This window comes from Psychromonas sp. Urea-02u-13 (assembly GCF_002835995.1).
Classification (GTDB): Bacteria; Pseudomonadota; Gammaproteobacteria; order Enterobacterales; family Psychromonadaceae; genus Psychromonas.
Genome location: NZ_PJBZ01000040.1, coordinates 76,376 through 99,788, shown reverse-complemented (window position 1 = coordinate 99,788; position 23,413 = coordinate 76,376). Strand labels below are relative to the sequence as shown.

Here is a 23,413-nt window from a genome sequence, read left to right as displayed (position 1 = left end):
AAAACACTTGATTTAATAAATGATAGTAATTACCATTCGCCAAAGATAACAATTATCAATACCAATGTAAATAGCGCTATAAACACCCATGCACCTATAAGGAAAGCCCTACTAATGTTCAGCTCAACTGGTTTTAAGACTTCATCATTTAGCAAAAAAGCACTATCAATCGCACTCGCTTCTGCTTTGTCATTCACTAGTGCCGTTGCCATTGCATCGTTTGCGGATAATCAACAACACCGTGGCGTAGCAACCTCTGATGTAACCATTGAGCAAGTAAAAGCGAATTACGTCACTATGGCTTATGCTGCTTATGACGACTCTTACCTGACAGCAAAAACATTACAAAAAAGCATTGAGGCTTTCCTAGCAAGCCCTTCTGAAGCAACATTAAACAGTGCAAAAGAAGCGTATAAATTAGCACGCGCACCTTACCAACAATCAGAAATTATGCGTTGGGATACAGATATTACCATTAATGCAGACCTCGCTAAAAAAGGTGGATTAGGCAGCGTTGATGATTGGGAAGGTCAAGTAAACGCATGGCCACTTGATGAGCAAGCAATTGATTACGTTCAAGGTAATAAAAATGCAGGTATCATCAACCAAAAAAATGGCGAACAAATTACAGCTGAATACCTTGTTAAACAAAACGGTGTTGGCGGTGAAGCAAACGTAACAACCGGTTATCATGCCATTGAGTTTTTACTTTGGGGTCAAGACTTAAACGGTACTAAAGCTGGCGCCGGTGAGCGTAGCTTTAACGACTTCCAAACAGATAAAAGCGGTCTATGTAGCGCAAGTAACTGTGATCGTCGTCGTGACTACTTAAACGTTTCAACAGAATTATTAGTTGATGATCTACAAGCAATGAAACTTGAATGGAATGAACCTGCAGCAACAACGGCAGGTACATTGGCACATAACTTTTTAAACAGTGATGACGCCATTCGTTACATGTTATTTGCACTAAAAAGCATGGCCACTGATGAGTTAGCAGCAGCTCGTATGAACGAAGGTTTAGAAGGTGTTGATCCTGAGCAAGAGCATGATTGTTTCAGCGATTTAAGCCACATTGCTATCTACCATAACTTCCAAGGTATTCGTAATGCCTTTTACGGTGGTTACCAAAGCATTGATGGTAAAATCGTACAAGGTGCAAGCCTAGCAGACCTTATCAACCAGAAAGATAAAAAACTGTTCAACGAATTTGATAGCGCATTTCAGGCAATCGAAAAGAACATGAGCAAAGTATTAAACGCTGGTGAACAAACAAATAATCCAATTCGTTTTGACCAAATCATTGGCCAAGCAGATAGCGCACCAGAAAAGAAAGCGGCACTAGATGCAGTTTATCAATTGGTTAGTTTAAGCAGTAGCTTTGACAAAGTAGAAGCACTACTGTCGATTGAAGCACTGACTCTAAGCGGTACTGGCGACTAGGTTTCAACACTTAGTCCCAACGAGTCAAGACAGCATACGCTGTCTTTTTTGCTTTCTGCCTTTAAGTGATTTTTATGAAAAACCAACTACTAACTTTTACCCTACTGCTTAGCTCTGCAGCCAGTTTTGCAAGCGACAAAGCACAACACCTTTCTGCCGGTGATACCACAGTCAAACGTACACACGCTTCTGCTTATTCAGCACATTCTGCCAACTTAAAAGATGTAAAAGGTATCTTAAAATTTAACGGTGGCAATAAATTTTTTGAAGAACCTTGGGCGCAAAGTGTCGGCTCTGTCAGCTCACAGGATGGTTTAGGCCCGTTATTTAATAACAATGCTTGCCAAGATTGTCATGTACGAGATGGACGAGGTCACGCGTCAGAAGCATTAGATAATCAACAAGGCACAGATTTTTCGACCATGTTATTACGTGCAGCTAAAAGTGATATTAGTGAATCACAAAAAAATGCTATGTCATTAGGTTTGCAGGCGAATGTGGGTGATACCTGTATTGGTGGGCAACTACAACATGAAGCCAACTTTGGTATTAAACAAGAAGCTTCACAAGCGGTCAGTTATCGCTACCAAGAGATTAGCTTTACAGATGGTGAAAAAGTCACTTTGCGTGACCCAATCTGGCATGTAAAAGGCATTAACTGTGAAATTGATGACGATACAGTACTCTCTGCTCGTGTTGCGCCACCGATGATCGGACTCGGATTATTAGCGTTAATCGACGAAAAACAGATATTGGCGCAAGAAGATATCAATGACAGCAATAACGATGCTATTTCAGGTAAAGCCAATAAAGTCTGGTCTGTTAAAGCGCAGCAAGTCACCCTTGGTCGATTCGGCTGGAAAGCAGGACAACCGACATTACGCCAGCAAACAGCGGGTGCATTTTTGGGTGACATGGGGCTAACCACTGACTTTTTTCAACAGGAAAACTGTTTAGAGCACCAATCAGATTGTAAACAATCACCAAATGGTAATGGCGATATGGCAGATGCTGATTACAAATTCGAAGTATCAACCAAAGTCTTAAATAAAATCACTTTTTATACTAATCACTTAGCGGTTCCAGCACGTCGTAATGCCTACAGCACACTGGTTCGCAATGGACAAAAACTGTTTAATGAACTGGGTTGCCAACAATGTCATACGGCCAGTTACACCACAGTGAAAAGTGCTGAGTTTCCTGAATTATCAAATCAAAAAATTTACCCTTACACGGATATGTTATTGCACGATATGGGCGAAGCATTAACTGATTTTGATAAAAACAGTAAAACCGTGAAAGGTGATATTCCCGTTGAGTTTCTCGCACAAGCCAATGAATGGCGCACTCCACCACTGTGGGGCATTGGACTGGCACAAACAGTTGATCCTAACGCAACATTTTTACACGATGGACGAGCACGTAATTTATTAGAAGCCGTTTTATGGCATGGCGGTGAAGCTGAGCAGAGTAAACAGAAAGTATTACAACTCTCAAAAAAACAACGTGTTGAATTACTTGCATTTTTAGAGGATTTGTAAAAGACTGAAGCGCCTCTTCCTTTAACAAAAATAACCTTGATATAAATGATGGATGTTATCCCGTCATTTATATTTATTGAATATATACTAACGGCCTTACTAGGTGACTAAAATACTAATCTCCTTCATACACAAATCGCAGGCAGACTCTTTTATCAACGTCACCATTAATCTATAAAAAACCAGTAACCTATCAGAAAAGTAATCTTACAAACCGATACAAAGTACACCTATTTTCCAGTCACGGTCGCTTATAAAATATAATTTAATTATTACCACTGGATTTCAATTATGCATAATAAGAAGTTATCAAAGGCAGCCACATGAGATCTTACCACTACCGCCATTTTATTAACTGGTTACAATAGTAAAACAACCACAGTGACACCTCCAACTTTGACCCCTACCTATAGCATCCTGCTAGATAAAGTGGATGACTATATTGATAATTTCAAACAAAACATTTAAGAAACCAACTAACATTGGATGGTAAAACGTACCCATTAACAAGTGATTTTACTGAAATAAATGACAACTACATTCTGAGTGAGTTCAATGCGGGATAGTTAATTCTTCCTTTTTATTTTAAACAAAATGAATCTCTGGCTAGGCTGAGAATTTTAATGGGAGACCCAAACCAAGGCTTTGAAGAGACCTCTTCTTATCAAGAATATACCGCCAAAGAAAAGCCTACGATTGAAGAGCAAGAAGATGATTATACCTATAACGTCGTCTTCATGGACCCAACCGGAAATTATCAGTACGACATGATACTAACCTATAATGAATCACTCATTGAAGCGGGCTCCAGTGAATTTAGCTATCAGGAAAACACTGTAATAATCACTGGTGAGCTAGGCACGAATACTTATATGCCAATGGAAAACCTGATCAATAACCACCCTAAGATTAAGATACTAGCGTTGCAGAATATCAACGGGTCGGTTAACGATGATATCAATATTTTTACTGGCCGTCTTGTACGTAAAGCAGGCATAACACGAAAAGTCGAAGAGGGAGCAAAAGTAGCAGTACACTCTTGGTGTTGTCTGATGATGGAAAAGCATCCAACCAGCTATCTAAAGAAGATAAAGCACACGGGCCTCAACTCACCTATTTCAGAGAGATGTTAGGCACAACACTCGGACCCGATTTCTATTGGTTTACTCTGGATAAAGCTAACTTGATGCCACAATTGAAGAGATGTAAATGTCGCAGCAAAAGTTACAGCAATACCAGCTAAAAGACTAAGCAATAAAATGAGCTTGTATCGTTCAGTGAATAATAATAGTTAAAGTTCAGCAACAAAGTTATCACCCTCTTCATGACGATACCCAAAAATCCAAGGTGTTAACACCTTGGATTTTTACGGTGCTTTCTTTTTCTGTGGGGCTAGCTGTTAGTTAACCTCAGTTCTGGTTAATGGGATTGAAAGCAGCATTAAGATTATTTAGTCTTTAACCCAAACAGACACGCTACCCGGCTTAGTTTTGAAATTCCCCCACCCTTTATTATTAGTGCAGACTTTGTCAATCGCAGCATAGTTACCGGTGATGTCGGTGAAACAAGCATTTTTATGTGCATCACCTGCTTTCATCCATTTATAACCTTCGTAGCTGTTATCCGTCATCAATACCGCTAGACCTTTCCAGTGCTCAGCATCTCCCTCACGTGTAAAACCGACTACGTCAGAATGATCCAAGTAGCTATTTTGAACGCCGTAAGCGTAGTCTCTACGAGCCTTCATCAAGATATCTAGCGTCGCTTTATGCGATTGCATGTTGATGGTGTAATCCTTACCATCGTTGCCTTTATCTGTATAGGTCGCACCGTAATAATCCGCGTAGAATACATTTGGGTAGCCTTCATTACGAAGCAGGATAAACGAGTAAGCCAACGGTTTGAACCAGTCTGCAACCGGTGATTCTAATGATTGTAATGCCTGGGTATCATGATTCTCAACCAAAGTAACGGCATAAGCCGGATTTGATTGCATTAGGGTCCCATTCATCAGGCTACCCATATCATAATTACCATTCGATGTTGAAGCGACATGAAAATTCATATGTAGAGGAGCATCAAATAGCGACATCGTATATTCCGAGTCGGCTAAGTAATTATGAAGAGTCGCAAGGTTGTAGGTCCAATATTCGGCAACAGTAAACATTTGTTGGCAGGTATGAGCACGTACCGCGTTAATCCAGTCTTTAGAAAATCCGGCATTAATGTGTTTTACTGCATCGACTCGAAAACCATCAACCTTAGTCAAATCAGCATACCATTTCCCCCAATTTTTCAACTCATTAACAACATCAGGGTGATCCATATCGATATCAGCGCCCATCAAGTAGTCGTAGTTGCCTTTTTCACTAGCAACTTTAAGATCCCAGGACTTTCCAGCACCACGAAACTTGAAGATCGTATTCTCTCTAGTGTTTGCATCGTAGTCCGTTCCATCAAAATGATACCAGCGCCACTTGAATTCAGAATAAGTATTATTACGAGCAGTAAAATCGAAAACAGTCCATGCGTCAATATTGACATCACCACCGTATTCATTGTTACGGTTATCCCAATCTACCCTTACCGCAGTAACAGACTCAGTCGCATCGGCCCCAATCTTATGATTGAGTACAACATCAGCATAAATTTGTACACCGGCAGTGTGCGCATCAGTAATAGCGGCCAAGTACTCATCTTTAGTCCCGTACTTAGTACGCACCGTCCCTTGCTGGTCAAACTCCCCTAAATCATACAGATCGTAAACGGAATAACCCACATCATACGTTCCACCCGAACCTTTATATGAGGGAGGCAACCATAACGCGGTAATACCAACATCAGATAAATTCTGCGCTTCTAAAGAGACCTTGTTCCACAGGTTGTCTGAAGCACTATTATACCAATGAAAATACTGCATCATAGTACCGTTAGTTTGTGCGAATGTTGGAGCTGACATTACTATTAAGCAGGCTAAGAGAGAAGCTTTAAGCCACTTTGCTTTGATCTTTAATTTTTTCATTTCTTATCCTTAAGCAGTAAAAAAAGACAGTACTTACTTAATGCCTTTTTTTCAACATATGTTTTATTAATATGTTTTTTATGAACGAAGGATTTTAACCACAAGGAAATTAAAGTACAACGCACTGTTTATTATTCTGCAAGTAAATTCCCAAAAATCATCGAAAAAAACCGTACCGCGCATCCTTTTAAGCGGCATAAAATGACAAGGTCATAAATCCTATTTATTTTTATTTTTCTTGCCAGACATCAAAAAAGTAAATTCCCTAGCCTTGCCTCAGACACTTTTAAAGTCACATGACCTAACCGGAAAACTGGCTATCCACTGCAAAATAAAGCTGCTACATAAACAAACGACGGTTACTTATTTCTCGATCGTTAAAAAATAAAGTACAACGAATTTCGACTTTCAAAACAAGCATCTATTGAATTGCTTGCAATTTCATTCGATTTATAAAAAACTGTATGACTGACATCATTGCGAACTAACCTTTGCTATGAACATTTACAATTTGCCTTTTAATTAAGCAATACAGCGAGGTGCACATGAAATTTTCAACACTAGGCTCAAGTAATCTATCGGTTTCACGTATCTGCTTAGGCAGTATGACCTGGGGCTTGCAAAACAATCAACAAGACGCCAACGAACAAATTGAATATGCACTCTCACAGGGCATTAATTTTATTGATACCGCTGAAATGTATGCAGTTCCGCCCTCTGCTGATACCTATGGTAAAACTGAAACCATCATAGGTAACTACATAGCTGCAAATCCAAATAAACGTAAAGACTTTGTTTTAGCCAGTAAAATAGCAGGACCAGGATTAGCCTGGGTACGTGATGGAGGCCCTATTACAGGCCAAGCGGTTATTGAAGCCGTTGATGCTTCGTTAGGCCGTTTACAAACGGATTATATCGACTTATTTCAGTTACATTGGCCAAATCGTCAAGCGCCTCATTTTGGGCAACATGCGCCAAATTCGTTTAAATTTACCGATTTAAATCGCGAGCAACAAACAGAAAACATGCTCGATATTCTTCAGGGTTTAGATAAATGTGTTAAAGCCGGAAAGATTAGATTTTGTGGCCTGAGCGATGATACTCCTTGGGGAATTAACAGTTACCTAAGACTCAGTAAAGAGCATAATTTACCAAAAATCGTTTCTATTCAAAACGAATTTAGTTTATTACACACGAAAGATTGGCCTTATTTAATTGAAAACTGTGTGCATGAAGATATTGCTTATTTACCGTGGTCGCCAATGGCAGCGGGTATATTAAGTGGAAAATACCTAAATGGTGCACGCCCAGCAGGAAGTCGTTTAACTTATAGTCAACGTAACCGTTTATTCCGCGATACACCAGCAGTGGACTCAGCGGTAAAAGCCTACCAAGAAATCGCTATCGCGCATGGCATGAGTGCTGCCCAACTAGCGTTGAAATGGGTTGATCAAGTTAATGGCGTCACATCCACAATTATCGGCGCAACAACCATGGCGCAATTAACAGAAGATATTAATGCCTTTAATTCACCTTTATCAGAACAAGCATTAACCGATATTGCCAGTGTATTAAAACAATACCCAGCACCGTTTTAAGCTAAAAAATAGCTGCCGGCAACTTACTCGCAGTTATACCCAAACCACCTGAAAATGCAGATTCAGGTAGTTTGGGTATAAACATAATTTCCCCAGCATAAGGGTGAAAGTATAGTTCCGATATTTAAAGCAATGGTTAACCAACACACACAACAGATAGATTTTAAGTATTTTTGATAATTATTAAAATATATAAAAATATGCTGTTTTTACCGTTGAAGTCCCACTTCCAAAAACACACTCCACCAAAATTCCCTTATAAGTAATCTTTAGCACGTATTAATCATAAAACCACAAAGAATAACAGAGCCAATAAACTCATTTTTTTCATGAATCAGCGCCAATGAAATAGAATAAACAGTCTGTTTTAGCGATGAACGAATTGGTAGTGGCCATAAAAATTTTAAGCGGATGGCGGGCATAAAGTTCATCACCTTTTAATACAAAATACTCCTCTAAACGTTCGACACCTAAGGGGTCTTTTGCAGTTAATAGCTTTAATCCATTAGGTCTTAGGTAACCAATCAACTCATCTTTAGTGAGCATGCCGTAGTTAAACTTGTCTGCCCTTAATGGCAAGGTAATCACGGCATTGTCTTGTGCTTGATGGCCATAAGCGACAGGTGCATTAGCGATAGTTTCAAGGCGTATGGGATTATGATAAACATTAACCGGATATTGCTCGTCATCCATTGCTAATACTTGTTGTGTAGAAAGATAACGATGCAAACCTTCTTGAGCAATCATCAATGAGGCGGCATCTTTTGCACCACCACATTCAATAGTTACCGTACACAAGTCTTGCTCGCTGAGTTCCATTAATGCCCCAAGGCGTAAATCCGTGACAATCAAATCATTGGTAAATAAAGAGGTTAATGCCACGTGGTTATTATCCTCCTTTATCGCCACGGCAAAAGCAGGACCCGAACCCGATGTATTATGAATATCAATCAAACACTCAGGGTTAACCAGATGAATCAGTTTAAGAATCGCATTCGCCACTTCACCTTGATGATCGTCATAAGGCGCGCTAAAGCAGCGGTTTAAATCTCGCTGTTGTGGTTGCATACGGTGGCTAAATAAAGGGTCTAAACTGGCGGCTTGTACCGATGCAATAATAAATAAGGTATTAACAACGGGTTTCTTTTTACTTTTTAAATAGTGAAAAACAGCACTGAAACCAGAGGGCTCATTACCATGTAATAACGTACAAACGGCGCGTGTACGAGTATGGTCTTCCCCGGTGATAAAAATAGCGCTGGTTTGGCCTAAATACTTTAAAAACGCTTGTTCTGAATCGCCGATTAAATCGCTATCAGGATCATGAAAAAATTGAATATAATCACAATTAAATTCGCCTAGCATCATAGATTATCACTCCACTCATGCACCGCTTTTGCGGTTTTATATTGTTGATAATAGTCTTCCACCATCATTGCTAGCGCATCTTCTCTAGCATGTTTTATTAAGTAGTGGTTAAAGCGCTTTAACTGCCATGTTGCTCCATTCATTTGAGTTGCTAACCCGCCACTAATAACCGCCATTTGTTCAGTGATCTCTTGTTCATCGACACCTAATAAGTGTAACCCTTCAACCGCCGTGGGTAATAGGTTAGACAAAATATCAATCACAGGCCGTTCAACTAAATGACCATCTTGTTTATTAGGCCAATATAACTTTGCTTGTAAGCCGTATTTTGCAGCCCGATAAAAGTTTTGCTCAGCAAAATAAAAGGGGATTGCAGGTAATAACGTGCTTATCTTTGACTCTAACCCTTTGATTAAACCACTCGCAAGGGCTGCATTAGCAACCATATTTTTAACGCTTGGGCCGGCAGGTAATGATCTTAATTCAATGCGTAAATGCCCGCCTAACACAGGGTCATAAATAGGACGATTCCATGTCCAAATACTGCCTTGGTGTAAACGTAACTCATCCAATGTGCTACGCCCTTTTACTGCAAATTGTGCCTTTGCAGAATGCGCCGAACAAACAGGTAATATAGGTTCAAAGAGGTATACACCTTCGGCAAAAATCTCATAAGCACTCTCTCTTACCCAGCCTAAGCCAAACAGAACCCGTGAGGGTAAATGCTGAGTAATCGCTTCTTTTACTCTATAGTCCGTCGCTTGTTTGAACAGCGCGATTCTTGTTTCATGCCAAAGCTGTTTTCCTAGAAAGAGAGGTGAATTAGCGCCTATTGCGATTAACAAAGGCGTGATAAGTTGCGCGGCATTATAAGCATTAGCAAAAGCTTGCGGGGTGACACGATAATGAAATTGAAATGAACTATTGGCCCCCTCAGGTGAAATATCTTGCCAGTGCAATGCTAAGGATTCAGCCCCTTTGATATGCAAATGAAAATCTTCACCGCGTTTATCACGTAATACTTTTGCAAATAACTGGTAGCGAGCTTCATCGGTGATGGTATCAAAACCAAGGTGTTTGCTTTGTAATGTAGGCAAAATGCCAATCGGTAAAATACGAGCTTGATGTAATGCCGATGCCCTTTCAAGTTTATCGAGTGCCGTAAACATCTGTTTACTGAGTTGCGTAAACGGCAATGCTTGTTGCTCAATAGGCGTAAAATTATATTCGAGATTTACATTGGTGAGCTCTAAGGATAGCTGCGAATCATTAATCTGTTTGTGTAATAGTTTATTAATAGGATAAGGGTTAGCGGCTGGGTCGATAATATACAGTTCAAGTTCCGCCCCAAATGATGGCGCCCCTTGACCAAAATCAGGATCGGCTAATAACTGTTTAAAGACATGTAAGTTATCTATTAAACGTTGTCGAAATAGCGAATGTTCTTGCTCAGTAAAATGTGTTTTCTTAATATTTTGTCCCACAGGCATCCCTTAACGAATGATTGTAGTCATCTTAGCGACTTGTCTATTATCGGTTAACCAATACCAACGAGCGATAATTTAAGAATAGCTAAAAATAGAAATCTCACAAAATAATAGCAGTACTAATGCCATAGCAAAAGGGGGCGCATAAACGGAGCAGTAACAAAAAAGGCTAGGTTAAATATTAATTTAACCTGGCCTTTTACACTGTAAGTAACTGCTCTGGGCTAAGCCCTTTAGGTCTAGTTCAAGGCGGGAAAGCGCAGTTTAGTGGTTTAAATACTTCGTACATCCTGTACTACGCCCTACGGGCCATCTTACAGATGTTCAAATTCATTCCCGATGAATTTGTGAGTATTTCCCAACGATGAAATAGGCTTAAATGGCAACGGCCTGAGTAGTTACACGTTAATTAAACACTAACTAACAGGGCTTCTTTATTGGCTGCTGTAGACGTAGAAAACGCTAAACCACTTTTATGAATCGCATTTAAAACAGCCTGTAGTGAAGCACTCACGATATCTTCACACTTAGCAGCTGCACAATAACGTGTGCCTTTAATACTCAATTGCACGTAAGCGATAGCGACCGCTTGCTCATTTTCAGCGCCTTTTTCACTTGGCATTGCGTGTTCGTTATAATCGATTAAGGCAATATCGGTGCTAATTGCATCACTTAAACCACGTACAAATGCATCTAAAACACCTTTACCTTCGCCATTAATCGCCACTGCATTATCTTCAACCACTATTTCAGCTTGTAAGACATCTTTGTTGCCATCACGATTAAGCTGATAACTGTTGATACTAATATTTTGCTCAGCCGCTAAATAAGTTGCCGAGAAAATATCATGGATAACAGTCGATGAAACTTCACTTTCACTTTTCTCTGCTACCGCTTGCACGTAAGGGCTGAAATCAACCTGCATCCAGCGAGGCATTTGAATACCATAATCTTGTTCCAATACATAAGCGACGCCCCCTTTGCCCGATTGACTATTAATACGAATCACTTGTTGATAAGTACGTCCTAAATCTCGTGGGTCTATTGGCAAATAAGCCACTTGCCATGCTGCCTCAGGATCAACGGCACGTTTTTTATCATCAATGACCATACATTTATTAATAGCGTCTTGATGACTACCCGAGAAAGCAGCAAAAACCAATTCTCCGGCATATGCATGACGCGGATGCACGGCTAATTGAGTACAGCGTTCAACGGTTGCAATAATACGGTCCATATCTGCAAAATTTAACTCAGGGTCAATACCTTGGCTGTAAATGTTCATCGCCATGGTCACTATATCCATATTACCCGTACGCTCACCATTGCCTAATAACGTGCCTTCAATACGATCAGCACCGGCAAGTACGCCTAATTCAGCGGCGGCAACACCACAACCGCGATCGTTATGTGTATGTAAACAGATAGTCACCGCTTCACGATGGCTAATATTGTCACAAACCCATTCGATTTGATCGGCATAAACGTTTGGTGTTGAAACTTCTACGGTTGCAGGTAAGTTAATAATCACTTTGTTAGCAACAGTGGGTTGCCAAACCGCAATAACGGCATCACACACTTCGACGGCATAATCCATTTCCGTACCCGTAAAGCTTTCTGGCGAATATTGGAAAGACCACTTTGTTTCCGGTTGCGATAAAGCACAATCACGTACCCACTGCGCGCCATTAACTGCAATGGTTTTAATTTCGTCACGTGATTTTTTAAAAACTTGTTCGCGCTGTACTGTTGAAGTGGAATTATAAAGATGCACAATCGCTTTTTTTGCACCTTTTAACGCTTCAAAGCTACGCGCTATTAATGGCTCTCTCGCCTGTGTTAATACTTGAATCGTCACATCATCAGGAATTAAATTTTGTTCAATTAACTGACGAACAAAATCAAAGTCAGGCGCAGAAGCAGCCGGAAAACCTACTTCAATTTCTTTAAAACCAACATCAACTAATAGTTTAAACAGTTCCAATTTTTGACTTGGGCTCATCGGCTCAATTAATGCTTGGTTACCATCACGAAGATCCACACTACACCACTGCGGTGCTTTTTCGATAACCTGATTTGGCCAACGGCGATCAGCTTTTTGCATTGGAGCAAAAGCGCGGTATTTTTTATGATTAAAACTTGTTTGGCTATTAGTTTGATTTGACACGATTCATTTCCTTGATGAGAGTTTTACAGAGAGGAGAGGTGAATTAGCGAGTTGACTCACCATTGTAAGGGTATTGTCACCGGTTTCCGGTTAGAAACGTCGCTCGCTATCCATGGCGTAACTATAGCGAGAATTATGGAGTGAATGGTTGCAAAGTCACCTTTAATTAACCACAATAATGCAATCTATCACTGCATAACAAACATTTATTAGTGAAATAAACCAAACAAGGAATTAATTGTGCAAGAACCCCATAATACAGCCACCAAATTTCCTATAAAATTAGATAGAACTGACAAAAAAATTCTTCAGCTGATGCAAGCAAATGCGCGCATCAGTAATTTAGAACTTGCTGAGCATATTGGTTTATCACCGACCCCCTGCTCGCGTCGCGTAAAACGCCTCGAAGAATCAGGCATCATCGATAAACATGTCACTCTATTAAAGCCACAAGCTTTAGGCCTGAACCTGACTGCGATGATAGGTATCACTATGGATAGGCATACCCCTGAGCGTTTTGATAATTTTGAAACAGCAATAGCGCTGTTACCCGAAGTCTTAGAGTGCTGGATTGTGACTGGTCAGTCTGCGGATTTTTTATTAAAAGTAGTTGTGCGAGATATGCAACATTATGAAAAGTTTTTACTCGGCCATGTAACCCGCTTAGAAGGGGTTACCGGTGTACACTCAAGCTTTGTATTACGTGAGGTCCTGAAAAAAACAGAATTGCCTTTAGATTAACTTAGCAGCCTGAATTAAAAAGGTGACGCTCCATGGTAATAATGGAGCTACTTACTACACAGGCTAAGCCGTGGCGTATTAGTAAATTAACGTGTATTAGTTTTCCCCAAAACATGAGCTGAACTTGAAATTACAAATCATAAAAACAAATATGCATCAACAAACATCATTTATTTATATTTTTTTACCTGTTAATAGGCTCAAAAACGCTTAATTAATAATAATTAAAACTCACAAAACACACCTTATCGCCTAAATATCATACAGATACAATCACAACACTGATTACCCTCTCCCCTATGACCTGACATCGCTCAGGTAATGACAATTATTTTCACAGGCAAAATGTATAAGATATTTGGCTATAGTCATTAAACAAGGAAACGGTCCTGTATTACAACAAAATGGTGATTATATGTATCAGAATTTAAAGTTATCAGTGCAATTAAACGTGGCGTTTGCAGTGATTTTAATCCTGCTCAGTGTTGTATCAATCGTTGCATATAAAGGCTTAGACAGTGGTTTTAATAACTTTAAAGAATACAGAGGCTTAGCCAGAGATACAAACCTAGCCGGTCGATTACAAGCCAATATGCTGTTAGTGCGACTTAATGCATTAAAATATTTAAAAGTGTCAAAAGATGACGTATTAAGTGAATATCATCAACGTTTTGAAAAAATGGAAAGTTTCCTCGAAGAAGCAAAACAAGAGATACAGAACCCGCAACGGGCGCAAAATGTGAAAGAGTCTATCGACTTAGTAAAAGAGTATAAAAATGGTTTTGAAGAAGTGGTTAATTTAATTGCCCATCGTAATAAAATAGTGGCGGCAGACCTTAACCCGAGCGGTGTCAAAATGCGTAAAAAGATGAGTGATCTACGCGAATTTGCCAATAACAACGGAATGGAATCTGCACATTACCAAATTGCCAAAGTGGCTGAGAACGTATTGTTAGGCCGTTTATATGTAGTTAAATACCTGGTGACCAACTCAGAAGATGATTACAAACGTGCCAAAGTAGAGTTAACGGATAACTTAAGAGCAGATCGTCAATCTTTAAATAGTCTATTTTCACAAGGAGAAGGAAAAAGATTACTTAATGAATTCGATGATTTACATAATAAATATGTGAAAACAATAGATGAAGTACATAACACAATTAATAGCCGTAACAATGTTATCAATAATACCTTAAATCGAGTCGGCCCCATTGTTGCTAATAAGATTGAGGAAGTTAAATTATCCGTTAAAGGCGAGCAAGACAAGCTGGGTCCTCAGGCACAAAGCACTGCACAAAGTGCAATTTCAATTGTAACCTATACCTCTATTGCCAGTTTAATTGCAGGTGTAATATTGTCTCTATTCATCACTAAAATGATTAAAAAACCCATTGGTGGCGAACCTAAAGACATCGCCAATATTACCCAAAATGTTGCTCAAGGTGATTTAACCTATCAATTTCCAGATATCAGCAACGCAACGGGCATTTATTTAGCTGTGGCCGAGATGACCATCAAACTGCGCGAGTTAATTGGCGGCATTGTTTCAACAGGTAATGACATCGCAACCAATGCACAACAAGCACAAAGCATTTCTCAACAAACCAGTGAAGCGGCCGGAGAGCAAAAAGAACGAACAACACAAGTTGCAACGGCCATTCAACAAATGTCTTACAGTATTCAGAGCGTCGTAAAACATGCATCTGAATCAGCAGCTGCAACGCAGGATGCTAAAAAGAAAGCCGAAGATGGCAAGGTAATGGTTGATAATACCATTATGTCCATTCAACATTTAGCGGAGCGAGTTGAGCAATCTGTTGATGTTATCCAGTCATTAGAAAAAAATTCTATTGAGATAGACTCAGTGGTTGAAGTGATACAAGGTATTTCAGAACAAACTAACCTATTAGCATTAAACGCAGCGATTGAAGCCGCACGTGCAGGTGAGCAAGGTCGAGGTTTTGCAGTGGTCGCCGATGAAGTACGCGGACTTGCACAAAGAACAAAAGAGTCAACGAGCGAAATTCAGAAAATGATTCTGTTATTACAAACCGGAACAAGTGAAGCGGTTAAAGTGATGAATGAAAGCCAAGTAGAAGCACGCGAGACAGCGACAAAATCACAAACAACGGGTGATGCACTGGACAGCATATTAGAAACCATTACCCATATTAATGATATGAATAGCCAAGTATCAACCGCAGTTGAAGAACAAGCCATCGTTGCAGAGGAGATAAATAACAATATTACCGCCATTAATGATTCAGCAGAGGTAACCGCAAATGGTGCAAATCAAACCTCTGAGGCAAGTCAATCATTAGCAGACTCAGCGAAGAACCTGCAAACAATTGTGGCAGGGTTTAAAATAACCTAATATTCATGTTAAACCTTTAAAAGGTAAGACAAAAAATAGCGACAAGTCATCAGACTTCTCGCTATTTTTTATGTTTAGCAGATTCATGTTTAACATTATCTTGGATAACTAAAATAATGTGTTTGTACTCGGTTAAACTAATATTCTTGTTTTGCTAAGCTTTCTTGAACAAAGCTGATAAACGCTTTTAATTTGGCGGAAGGATAAATTAACTGCGGATGAAGCACATAAATACTTAACCCCGGTACAGATTCGTTTTCTAATACCCTCTGCAATGTCCCTCGTTTTAGCGCTTTATCAACATAATAATTAGCCACACGAATGATCCCTTTCCCAGCTAATGCTTGCTGTTTTAGCAAGTGATGATCGTTAATTGTTAACCACCCTTTTACGGTGACGTCTGCTGACTTTAAAGGCCAAAGTTGTGTTTCTATTGCTGATAAACAATGATGCGAAGCCAGATCGTTAATGTTTTCTGGCATGCCGTATTCCGCTAAATACTCAGGAGAAGCACATAAACAATGTTGGTAAGAAAATAGCTCTTTTGCCACCATATTTTGTGGTGGCTGCGATGTTGCACGAAAGGCTAAGTCAAAATCATCCTGGTTCAAATCATAATTGATATAACTCGAATCGATAACAAAATATATCTCCGGGTACTTCAGCTTAAAATCATGGCAGATATCAAGCAGAAAACGTTCTGTGAATAACGTTGGCGCAGTGATCCTTAACGCGCCAGATATCGCATTATGCTCCTGATGAACGTTGCGATCCAAATCCAACATGGTGGCTTTTATTTTCTTGCCTTGGGTGAGTATTTTTTCTCCCTCAGCTGTCAAACGCACACTACGTGTCGTGCGTACTAATAATGGACACTTAAATTCAGCCTCTAGTTTTTTTATCTGCTCAGATAAATACCCTCTAGAGATTGATAGATTTTTGGCTGCTTTGGTAAAACTAAGCTGCTGAGCAATCTCAACAAATAACATTAAACATTCAATTTTTTTATGTTGTTGCATTATTGTCGCCCACAGCAAAAGAGAGTTATTAGCATTTAATTCTACGCTATAACAAAATATTAATTGAAACTATTTTTTATAGCGAACAATGATTTCATTATTGCCCTCTTAATGGATGCTCACCATTGTTGTTAGAATCAAGCCCTAAAAATATTTAATTGGAGTTTGTTATGAGTCATGTTGAAAAAGTATTAATGGCGCCACAGGGCCCTCAGTTTTCTAAATTAGTTCAGGGTTACTGGCGTTTAGGTGCTTGGGATATGAATGCTCAATCACGTTTATCTTTTCTTAAAGCACACGTTGAAATGGGCATTACCTCTGTTGATCACGCTGCGATTTACGGTGCAGGAGAGTGTGAAACATTATTTGGTGAAGCATTAAAACTTGATTCATCGATGCGTGATCAAATCGAAATAATCTCTAAATTTGGTATTAACGGCATTGCAACGGGTGCTAATGAAAAACGCGTTTCTCATTACGACAGCAGCCAACAAGCGATTTTAGCATCAACAGAACACTCATTACGCCGTTTAGGTGTAGAGCAGTTAGATACTTTATTGGTGCATCGCCCTGATTTTCTGATGGACGCAGACCAAGTGGCAGAGGCATTCACGAAATTAAAACAAAGCGGTAAAGTGAAACACTTTGGGGTATCAAACTTCACAGCCTCACAATTCGACTTATTACAATCTCGTTTAGACATGCCGTTAGTGACCAATCAAGTTGAAATTAACCCAATGAATTTTGATGTGATCGAGAATGGCGTTTGCGACCAATTACAGCAAGTACGTGTTCGCCCTATGGCATGGTCATGCTTAGCCGGTGGTGAAATTTTTAGAGCACAAACAGAACAAGCTAAACGCTTACGTGAAACATTAACTGAACTAGCGCAAGAGCTAGGGGCAAGTTCAATGGAGCAAGTTATTTTTGCTTGGGTATTAAAACATCCATCAAACCCAGTTGCATTGATCGGATCAGGAAAAATAGAACGTATAAAAGAAGCCGTTAGTGCGTTGGCATTACAAATGAATACAGAGCAATGGTATCGCGTTTGGGTTGCATCTAAAGGTTTTGGTGTGGCATAGAAGAGCAAGCTAACAAATAAAAAAATCACTATGACCATCGTTATAGTGATTTAGACTTTTGTTATCTGTTATCAACAACAAAGGTGCTTTCAACTTTCTTGTTCTCCTCTCCCCATTAACAATAAATAGTTCTGCTTTCAGCCAATTTAAAATATGCTTACTTACGCTTTAATTTTTTAACATCATTAGATAAAGCAAGTGCTTCTGTGTACCTAGAAATTCAATTGCAACCCTCAATATTAGCGAATCAGGCCTCAAGTCTCCTATTCAATATTAACTTCATAATGTGTTCAAAAAATACTGTATTCTAACTTTATCGCTAAGCCACCCTATTTACGTGGTTTAAGGTTGCTAACTATTATGGGTCTGGAGAAATAATGCAGAAATTTTTCATATTTATCATTAGCGTTTTAAGCATCAACAGTTATGCGCTAGATACAACCTACCTTCAATGCTACGGTGTTAAAGACTCTTTTACGCCACGTTCAGAGTTAATTAAAAAATCATGGGCGTTCGATGAAAATAATCAGTACCTAAAACTAGAGGGACATTGGAAAGACAATACCTATAACGCGATAACGGAAAACTATTTTATCGTAAAATCGATTAACGCCATCGATGTAACCTCTGCAGAAGTGCATGCAATACTAACAACCATGTGTAGCAATACTCTCGCTGAAAAGTATTCAGTGGACTTCACTAAAAATATTATTTATTTCGCAACCGATAATGCTTACGGTTACGAATATCCAATACTTAGTGAACAACAAGCATTGGCACTCAATAACACTGAACCCTCTTTCTCCTACAATAAAATACTGCGTTATGCCTTTGCTGCTAGTTATATTTACAGTACAGAGCCAGGCTCAAATTCATTCTCTTTTTATGACGATCCCGTGTTTACAAAATTGATGTTAGCGACTGATAGCAATCAAATCACGATCCTTGATACCTTTGTGGGTAACAGTGGAGTCTATGGTATCGCTATCAAAGTGCCCGCTATCCCTTCTGAAAACCTTGAAGAGGAAGTGATAATTTCATTCAAAGGTACCAGTAGTAATGGTGATGTGTTTCAAGACATTGAGTTAATGTTAGCTAATTTAACTGAAACAGATGAAGACTGGCAGCTTGATGCCTACAACTTTGTGCAAAGCGTAATAGAAAAGTTTCCACCGAATGCGCGTTCAATCGCTCATGGTTACCAAAATAAACAGACAGAAAAATCATACAATGTGGTGCTTACAGGACATTCGTTAGGGGGTTATACCGCAATTGATGCAGGTGTACGCACGGGTATATTAACGCGAACATTCTCATCACCAGCAACCCGTATTATAGAAAATTATATTCATGTGTTTGCAAATAAAATGCGTTATAGCAATGTCATCAATATGGTTCGAGAGAGAGATCCAGTTTCTACAATGTCTGGGCGTCATAATGAAAACATGATCTATTTCCCTGGTGCAACAGGCACCTTAGACCCAGGCCGTAGTCATTATTTAACACCGTTTATTAATGACATTCTAAAACCATTAGCGCAACAGCCAAACACTAGCCAAGCAAAACCTCGTTATATCTATATCACGGCAGAGACTTCGATAGGTGCGGGGTTAAATAATATTGGTAATTATTGGGGAGAGACAGATAATCTCCTGCGAGTTGATAATAAGCTTTGATAGCATATTAGCTCTTCAGTAATTCAAAGATAAACACTCCCACACAAGCTTCATTCTCAAAAATGAAGCTTGTTGTCGTAAAAATATATTTTCATAAATAATTGTTATCAAAAACATATTTCCCACTGTTAGTCTGTATAATCTGCATTTTTAAATAATTACAAATTATTAGGACATGAATATGAGTAACTTACATACCTTTTTGAAAGGTCTTGCAATGGGAGCAGCAGATATTGTTCCGGGCATATCAGGTGGGACAATCGCATTTATAACAGGTATTTACGATACGTTATTAGAAAGTATTCGCCGTGTTAACCCAAGCTTATTCTCTATTATCAAGCAAGAAGGCGTTAAACACGCTTTTAACCATATCAATGGTACGTTCCTGATTGTGTTATTTGCAGGTATTTTAACCAGCATATTTACCTTCGCACAGTTAATCACTTGGATGCTCACGACTCACCCGATTCCACTATGGTCTTTCTTTTTTGGTCTGATCATCGTGTCTGTTATTCACATGTTAAAGCAAGTCAAAAAATGGCAACTAACACGTATAGTCTCGCTCATTTTAGGGGTTGTATTTGCTTACGGCATTACCGTATTACACCCTATTAATATGGAACCCACACATTTAAACATGTTATTCGCAGGTGCCATCGCAATATCTGCCATGATATTACCGGGTATTTCAGGTAGTTTTATTTTGTTGTTATTAGGTATGTACGGGCCATTATTAATCGCAGCTAAATCCTTTGATATTATTACCTTAATCACCTTTGCATTAGGTTGTTTAATTGGCTTGTTATCATTTTCACATCTTTTATCGTGGTTATTACGCAGCTATCGCGATATCGCATTAACCTTCTTAACTGGTTTGATGATCGGTACTTTAAATAAGATTTGGCCATGGAAAGAAGTATTAACCTGGCGCACCAACTCAAGCGGTAACCAAGTACCATTATTAGAGCAGAATTTATCTCCTTTTTCTTTTGAGCAAGTGACAGGTACGCCGGCCTTAATCGCTTACGCTATTGTGGCTGCTATACTAGGATTTTTAGCGGTTTGGGGACTAGAGAAGTTTGCAGATAAAACAGCATAACGAATAAATCCCCCGCTTACTCCATCTTAGAAAGCCCTGTAATAGAAATGAATTACAGGGCTTTTTTTTAGTGCGCTGTTTGGGAAATGGAATTTTTGTATTGCTGGGTTTGTGGCGTTTGCAACAGAGGCAAGCCTAAAGGCTCACTTCCAAGTGATATATTGGTAGCGTGTTGTTTTACAGGCGAACATCAGTCCTGCAGGGGTTGTGGCGTTTGCAACAGATGCAAGCTTCAGAGAATTTTAGTAGCGTACTTTTGGAAGTGGGACTTCAGTCCTGCAGGGGGTTGCGGCGTTCGCAACAGAGGCAAGCTTAAAGGCTCACTTCCAAGGAATATGTTAATAGGGTTTTGTTTTGCAGGCGGACTTCAGTCCTGCAGGGTTTGTGGCGTTAACAATTGATTCCATAACACTGCATGGCAGGCGCGATTTATTAATAAGTCGGAGCAAGTGTTTTGCTGGATTGTCGGCTGGCTCTGTCGGCTTTGATTGCTGTTAATTGAGTCAGGGTTAAATCCCCTTTCTCAGAAATTAGAAAATTGGCACAATTCATCGCACCATTATGAATCGCCCACTTTAGCGCCCCATTATAGTTGGTCTTACAGCCATTACTGATTAACAATTTAGCACAGCTTAAATGCCCATTGCCACATGCAGCATTTAACGCTATCGAGCTATTTGCTTCACAGCCATTTTTAATCAGTAGCTCAGCACAGGCTAAGTGACCTTCAGCGCATGCGACTAATAACGCGACTTCATTCTTCACATTACATCCGTGAGTAATCAATAAAGAAACACATTGATGCTCATTACGTTCACATGATTCCAGTAACGCGTAGGCATTATCCGCATCGCAGCCATTTTTAAGTAATAACTCAACACTTTCATGAAACCCTCGCTTACATAACCACTCTAAAGCCACTGCGTTGTCTGCATTATAGCCACTGCCAATCAATATTTTCACATCAATTGGGTCGCCATTTTTACATGCATCTAGCAGCGTGACGTAAGAGGTACTAAGTAGTGTCATGTTTATCCAAATTATATAAATTAATCTCCACCAGAAAAAGTAACGATGGAGGTAAGGCAGTAAAAACTGATGCAACGGTGAATCTAATACGTTAAAGGGGCAGTTTAACTTAGCTTATAAATGGGCTTATAAGCTGGCTTGTCACTTACTTTAAAAGCAAGCAACTAAGCAGCCCCGTTACTGTATTACCGACAGACAATTCGAGCGCTTATTTTCCGGTGTGAATTTTCCGGTGCGAATTTTCAATAAAATACAACGGTAAAATAACATAAACGAGATTAATTTTAACCAATAAAAGGTTGAATATACGAACTAAATACGCAATAAGCGCCACACTCATGCGTAAAAATAAGAAAGCAAAATTAACGTATAAAATAATGCTAAATTTATGACTTAGATTATTTTAAACGTTGCTATTAAATGCAGTCAAAAAACAGGTGTTCCCCATTTTCGTTCTACATATTCTTTTACTTTTTGCTCTGCACAGGAGGAAGAATAGGACTCTGTTTTGTGGCTAAGAAAGCAAAAAAGCTCCACAGCACACTGATAGCAGCACAAATACTCAAGGGTAATAGCCAATTTCCTACCGATTCGTGCAATGCGCCTATCGCAATAGGTCCCGATGCAGCCAGCAGATAACCACAACATTGTGCCATACCAGATAGTGCAGCCGCTTGATGTGCACTTTGTGTACGTAAACTAATCAATGCCAGTGCAAGAATAAAACCTCCCCCCACACCCACACCAAAGAACAATACCCAAACAATGGCCAGCGAAGGTTGGGCGATCAATCCAGCGATACCAATAAATGCCAATAAGGACATCGATACCGTTAATGCACGTTTATCGTGAATTTTAGCCATTAAGGGGATCAAAATAAGAGCAGGCATAGCCGTTGCTAGTTGAAGCATACCGTGGATAAATCCTGCTTCTTGATGGCTATAACCATAATCGATCAAAATAACCGGTAACCAACTGACAAAGATGTACATCAACAGTGAGTTGAGCGCTAAGAAAATCGTAATATGCCAAGCACTCGCTGAACGCCAAAGGTAACTATGGTTATCAACTTCCGCCATCTCGGCCGTTGGAGCACTGTGTTTTTTTAATTGTGGTAACCAAAATAGTATCGCAATCACAGGAAAGGCAACAATGCCTGCTAAAGAGAATGCCCAATTAGGAATGAACGTAATCGATAATTCACTGGCCATGTTCATCACCGGAATAGCGAAACTCGCACTCAACGTGGAACCAACACCCATCATAAGTACATACACGGCGGTGATCGTTGTGACCTTAGTGGGAAAGTCACGTTTCAATAAACTGGGCAGTAAAACATTCGCGATGGCAATACCTGCACCAATAATCGCAGTACCGATAAATAACCAACTAGCAGAGCCCAGCGATCGTATAATAATACCCATCAGTATTAATACTAACGCCAACATCAAAGATTGTTCAAGGCCACGTTTACGCCCTAAAATAGCGGCAATAGGAGAGAAAAAAGCAAACGCTAATAAGGGTAAAGTGGTTAACATACCGGCTTGCATCGACGATAAATGTAACTGTTCGCGAATCACATCCAATAAAGGACCTAGCCCCGTAATAGGACTACGTAAATTCAGTGATATCAGTAAAACCCCCACAACAGTTAACAGGGAGAATGCTTTTGAGGCATTGGAAGATATTGAAGGTGTTAAAGATAAAGGTTGCTCAGCCATATAATGTGTCCGATTATTCACAAAACACTAGGTTAGCCTTTAT

The 23,413-nt window shown here is 39.5% G+C and carries 16 protein-coding genes; 9 read left to right on the top strand and 7 right to left on the bottom strand.

All coding sequences use genetic code 11. From position 1 onward, the window contains the following. The first annotated feature begins 114 nt into the window (after positions 1–114). The 3 genes from CXF74_RS03550 to CXF74_RS03540 all read left to right on the top strand — a co-directional run bounded on the left by CXF74_RS03550 (position 115) and on the right by CXF74_RS03540 (position 4,117). On the top strand, positions 115–1,443 hold the full coding sequence (locus CXF74_RS03550; RefSeq protein WP_101081023.1) for an imelysin family protein: 1,329 nt from the start codon (positions 115–117) through the stop codon (positions 1,441–1,443). A gap of 74 nt (positions 1,444–1,517) precedes the next feature. Next, positions 1,518–2,984 carry a di-heme oxidoreductase family protein gene (locus CXF74_RS03545; RefSeq protein ID WP_101081022.1) on the top strand — a complete coding sequence of 489 codons (1,467 nt, stop codon included), beginning with the start codon at positions 1,518–1,520 and terminating at the stop codon, positions 2,982–2,984. Positions 2,985–3,607: 623 nt separating this feature from the next. Then, on the top strand, positions 3,608–4,117 hold the full coding sequence (locus CXF74_RS03540) for a hypothetical protein (RefSeq protein WP_101081021.1): 510 nt from the start codon (positions 3,608–3,610) through the stop codon (positions 4,115–4,117). A gap of 317 nt (positions 4,118–4,434) precedes the next feature. Here the strand turns inward: CXF74_RS03540 and CXF74_RS03535 are convergent, their stop codons facing one another. After that, positions 4,435–6,006 carry an alpha-amylase gene (locus tag CXF74_RS03535; RefSeq protein ID WP_101081020.1) on the bottom strand — a complete coding sequence of 524 codons (1,572 nt, stop codon included), beginning with the start codon at positions 6,004–6,006 and terminating at the stop codon, positions 4,435–4,437. 545 nt (positions 6,007–6,551) lie between these two features. Between CXF74_RS03535 and CXF74_RS03530 the strand changes: the two genes are divergently transcribed. After that, the gene (locus tag CXF74_RS03530) at positions 6,552–7,604 is read left to right on the top strand and encodes an aldo/keto reductase (RefSeq protein ID WP_101081019.1); all 1,053 of its coding nucleotides are present in this window, start codon (positions 6,552–6,554) and stop codon (positions 7,602–7,604) included. Between the two features lie 327 nt (positions 7,605–7,931). Here the strand turns inward: CXF74_RS03530 and CXF74_RS03525 are convergent, their stop codons facing one another. The 3 genes from CXF74_RS03525 to leuA form a co-directional block, all read right to left on the bottom strand. Next, positions 7,932–8,972 (bottom strand): succinylglutamate desuccinylase/aspartoacylase domain-containing protein, encoded by a 1,041-nt coding sequence (locus tag CXF74_RS03525; protein ID WP_101081018.1) that lies wholly within the window; start codon positions 8,970–8,972, stop codon positions 7,932–7,934. Beyond that, positions 8,969–10,462 (bottom strand): hypothetical protein, encoded by a 1,494-nt coding sequence (locus CXF74_RS03520; protein WP_232772426.1) that lies wholly within the window; start codon positions 10,460–10,462, stop codon positions 8,969–8,971. Before CXF74_RS03520 ends, CXF74_RS03525 begins: the two co-directional genes overlap by 4 nt. A gap of 406 nt (positions 10,463–10,868) precedes the next feature. Continuing rightward, complete coding sequence (leuA, locus tag CXF74_RS03515) at positions 10,869–12,626, bottom strand: 2-isopropylmalate synthase (RefSeq protein ID WP_269800757.1); 1,758 nt, start codon at positions 12,624–12,626, stop codon at positions 10,869–10,871. Between the two features lie 276 nt (positions 12,627–12,902). Here leuA and CXF74_RS03510 point away from each other — a divergent pair, with 276 nt between their 5' ends. Both CXF74_RS03510 and CXF74_RS03505 read left to right on the top strand, forming a co-directional pair. After that, positions 12,903–13,367, top strand: coding sequence for an Lrp/AsnC family transcriptional regulator (locus tag CXF74_RS03510; protein WP_101081065.1), 465 nt, complete (start codon positions 12,903–12,905; stop codon positions 13,365–13,367). A gap of 415 nt (positions 13,368–13,782) precedes the next feature. Then, the gene (locus CXF74_RS03505; RefSeq protein WP_101081016.1) at positions 13,783–15,741 is read left to right on the top strand and encodes a methyl-accepting chemotaxis protein; all 1,959 of its coding nucleotides are present in this window, start codon (positions 13,783–13,785) and stop codon (positions 15,739–15,741) included. A 137-nt stretch (positions 15,742–15,878) separates the two neighbouring features. Here CXF74_RS03505 and CXF74_RS03500 read toward each other — a convergent pair whose 3' ends face one another. After that, a complete protein-coding gene (locus CXF74_RS03500; RefSeq protein WP_101081015.1) occupies positions 15,879–16,760 on the bottom strand; it encodes a LysR family transcriptional regulator in 882 nt (293 codons plus the stop codon). Positions 16,761–16,930: 170 nt separating this feature from the next. Between CXF74_RS03500 and CXF74_RS03495 the strand changes: the two genes are divergently transcribed. The 3 genes from CXF74_RS03495 (at position 16,931) to CXF74_RS03485 (ending at position 20,620) form a co-directional block, all read left to right on the top strand. Further along, positions 16,931–17,845 (top strand): aldo/keto reductase, encoded by a 915-nt coding sequence (locus CXF74_RS03495; RefSeq protein ID WP_101081014.1) that lies wholly within the window; start codon positions 16,931–16,933, stop codon positions 17,843–17,845. Between the two features lie 377 nt (positions 17,846–18,222). Next, positions 18,223–19,521 carry a lipase family protein gene (locus CXF74_RS03490; RefSeq protein WP_101081013.1) on the top strand — a complete coding sequence of 433 codons (1,299 nt, stop codon included), beginning with the start codon at positions 18,223–18,225 and terminating at the stop codon, positions 19,519–19,521. A gap of 181 nt (positions 19,522–19,702) precedes the next feature. After that, positions 19,703–20,620 carry a DUF368 domain-containing protein gene (locus CXF74_RS03485; protein WP_101081012.1) on the top strand — a complete coding sequence of 306 codons (918 nt, stop codon included), beginning with the start codon at positions 19,703–19,705 and terminating at the stop codon, positions 20,618–20,620. Between the two features lie 432 nt (positions 20,621–21,052). On the opposite strand, the gene CXF74_RS03480 is transcribed toward CXF74_RS03485, so the two are convergent. Both CXF74_RS03480 and CXF74_RS03475 read right to left on the bottom strand, forming a co-directional pair. Further along, the gene (locus CXF74_RS03480; protein WP_101081011.1) at positions 21,053–21,649 is read right to left on the bottom strand and encodes an ankyrin repeat domain-containing protein; all 597 of its coding nucleotides are present in this window, start codon (positions 21,647–21,649) and stop codon (positions 21,053–21,055) included. 467 nt (positions 21,650–22,116) lie between these two features. After that, positions 22,117–23,370, bottom strand: a complete 1,254-nt coding sequence (locus CXF74_RS03475; protein ID WP_101081010.1) for an MFS transporter — start codon at positions 23,368–23,370, stop codon at positions 22,117–22,119. Between the last annotated feature and the right edge of the window lie 43 nt (positions 23,371–23,413).

Coding starts and splice junctions, on each gene's coding strand:
- CXF74_RS03550 (WP_101081023.1), top strand. CDS start 115: ATGTTCAGCTCAACTGGTTTTAAGACTTCATCATTTAGCAAAAAAGCA.
- CXF74_RS03545 (WP_101081022.1), top strand. CDS start 1,518: ATGAAAAACCAACTACTAACTTTTACCCTACTGCTTAGCTCTGCAGCC.
- CXF74_RS03540 (WP_101081021.1), top strand. CDS start 3,608: ATGGGAGACCCAAACCAAGGCTTTGAAGAGACCTCTTCTTATCAAGAA.
- CXF74_RS03535 (WP_101081020.1), bottom strand. CDS start 6,006: ATGAAAAAATTAAAGATCAAAGCAAAGTGGCTTAAAGCTTCTCTCTTA.
- CXF74_RS03530 (WP_101081019.1), top strand. CDS start 6,552: ATGAAATTTTCAACACTAGGCTCAAGTAATCTATCGGTTTCACGTATC.
- CXF74_RS03525 (WP_101081018.1), bottom strand. CDS start 8,972: ATGATGCTAGGCGAATTTAATTGTGATTATATTCAATTTTTTCATGAT.
- CXF74_RS03520 (WP_232772426.1), bottom strand. CDS start 10,462: ATGCCTGTGGGACAAAATATTAAGAAAACACATTTTACTGAGCAAGAA.
- CXF74_RS03505 (WP_101081016.1), top strand. CDS start 13,783: ATGTATCAGAATTTAAAGTTATCAGTGCAATTAAACGTGGCGTTTGCA.
- CXF74_RS03500 (WP_101081015.1), bottom strand. CDS start 16,760: ATGCAACAACATAAAAAAATTGAATGTTTAATGTTATTTGTTGAGATT.
- CXF74_RS03495 (WP_101081014.1), top strand. CDS start 16,931: ATGAGTCATGTTGAAAAAGTATTAATGGCGCCACAGGGCCCTCAGTTT.
- CXF74_RS03490 (WP_101081013.1), top strand. CDS start 18,223: ATGCAGAAATTTTTCATATTTATCATTAGCGTTTTAAGCATCAACAGT.
- CXF74_RS03485 (WP_101081012.1), top strand. CDS start 19,703: ATGAGTAACTTACATACCTTTTTGAAAGGTCTTGCAATGGGAGCAGCA.
- CXF74_RS03480 (WP_101081011.1), bottom strand. CDS start 21,649: ATGACACTACTTAGTACCTCTTACGTCACGCTGCTAGATGCATGTAAA.
- CXF74_RS03475 (WP_101081010.1), bottom strand. CDS start 23,370: ATGGCTGAGCAACCTTTATCTTTAACACCTTCAATATCTTCCAATGCC.